This is a genomic window from Streptomyces sp. NPDC002785, assembly GCF_040295565.1.
GTDB lineage: Bacteria > Actinomycetota > Actinomycetes > Streptomycetales > Streptomycetaceae > Streptomyces.
In genome coordinates, this window is sequence record NZ_JBEOVN010000403.1 from 1 (window position 1) to 1,958 (window position 1,958).

Below are 1,958 nucleotides of genomic sequence, written 5' to 3' on the forward strand. Positions count from 1 at the left end.
GGTGCCGGCCGGCACCACCCCTCTCTCATGCGTCCGCGTACGACGGTCTCAGCCGCCGTTGACCTTCTTGGCGATCCGGTCGCCCAGGTCCTTGTCCACGTTGCGCCAGTACTGCAGCGCCCGCTCCAGGACCGGGGCGCTCACCCCGTCCAGTAGATGGCCGGAAATGTTCGACACCAGCCGCTCCCGCGCCGCGTCGTCCAGGACCTTGCGCACCATCGTGCCCGCCTGGCCCCAGTCGTCGTCCTCCCTGTGCAGCTTGTACGCCTCGTGCACCATCTCGCCCGCCGTGGCCCAGCCGGCCGGGTCGCCGAAGCGCTCGGTGTCCGCGGCCGGACCGCCGTACGAGTTCGGTGCGTAGACCGCTCCCGTACGCGTCGGCTCGTACCGCATCGGGCCGTCCTTCGCGTACGAGTTCCGGCCGAACCGCGGACGGTTCGGCGGCAGCTGCGCGTAGTTCGGGCCGATCCGGTACCGGTGGGTGTCCGGATACGAGAAGAGCCGGCCGAGCAGCATCTTGTCGGGCGACGGACCGATGCCGGGCACCAGGTTCGACGGCTCGAAGGACGCCTGCTCGATGTGGACGAAGAAGTCCTCGGGGTTCTCGTTGAGCGTCATCCGGCCGACTTCGATCTCCGGGTAGTCGCCGTGCGGCCACACCTTCGTGAGGTCGAACGGGTTGAACCGGTAGTCCGGTGCGTCGTCGAACTGCATGATCTGGACGTACAGCGTCCAGCTCGGGTGGTCACCACGCTTGATCGACTCGTACAGGTCGCGGCGGTGGACGTCACCGTCGAGGCCCGCGATCTCGTCGGCCTCGGCCTGGGGGTAGAAGTCGATGCCCTGGTCGGTCTTGAAGCGGTACTTGACCCAGAACTTCTCGCCGCCCGCGTTCACCCACATATAGGTGTGCGAGCTGTAGCCGTTCATGTTCCGGTACGTCTTCGGGATGCCGCGGTCACCCATCAGCCAGGTGACCATGTGCGCGGACTCGGGGGAGAGCGTCCAGAAGTCCCACTGCATGTCGTGGTCGCGCACCGCGCTGTCCGGGCGGCGCTTCTGCGAGCGGATGAAGTCCTGGAACTTCATCGGGTCGCGCACGAAGAAGATCGGCGTGTTGTTGCCGACCATGTCGTAATTGCCGTGCTCCGTATAGAACTTCAGAGCGAATCCACGGGGATCGCGCCAGGTGTCGGGGGAGCCCTGTTCACCGGCGACCGTGGAGAAGCGGGCGAGCATGGCGGTCTGCTTGCCCGGCTGGAAGAGGTCGGCCTTGGTGAACTGGCTGACGTCGTTGGTCACCTTGAAAATGCCGTAGGCGCCGGAGCCCTTGGCGTGGACCACTCGCTCGGGGACCCGTTCACGGTTGAACTGGGCCATCTTCTCGATGAGGTAGTGGTCCTGGAGCAGGATCGGACCGTCGGATCCGACAGTGAGCGAGTGTTCATCGCTCTCCACCGGGATTCCGGCGTTGTTCGTGGTGTAGGGGGTGTTTCTGGTCTTCGATTCCTCGGGCACGAGCGTCCTCCCGTCGGTGGGGGTTTCGGTCAGGTCGTCTCGTTCACGACTGAAGTCAACTCCGCCGACAGGAGGTCGGCAACATTTGGCTACCGTCTGTGCAGGGCTCTTGTCCGCACCCGGCCCGGACCCTCCTACTGGCCCCGGGTCGGCATCTCGAACCAGACCACCTTGCCGGTCGAAAGACGCGTCGCTCCCCACCGTCTGGCCAGCCGGTTCACGAGGAACAGGCCGCGGCCGCCCTCGTCCATGTCCCGGGCCCGGCGCTGCCGGGGCAGCTGCGGTGCGTCGTCGCCGACCTCGCAGCGCAGGACGTCGGTGCGCAGCAGCCGCAGAGTCACCGGCCGCTCCGCATAGCGCACCGCGTTGGTCACCACCTCGCTGACCAGCAGTTCCACCGAGTCGGAGAGGTCGTCGAGCCCCCAACGGCTCAGCGCCCG

General features: G+C 66.7%; 2 protein-coding genes. Both read right to left on the minus strand.

Features of this window, described 5'->3' with window-relative positions:
• Window positions 1-48 precede the first annotated feature (48 nt).
• Complete coding sequence (locus tag ABTZ94_RS37370; protein ID WP_351207893.1) at window positions 49-1,518, minus strand: catalase; 1,470 nt, start codon at window positions 1,516-1,518, stop codon at window positions 49-51.
• Window positions 1,519-1,652: 134 nt separating this feature from the next.
• On the minus strand, window positions 1,653-1,958 hold a 306-nt coding region (locus ABTZ94_RS37375), incomplete at its 5' end, for an ATP-binding protein (RefSeq protein WP_351207895.1).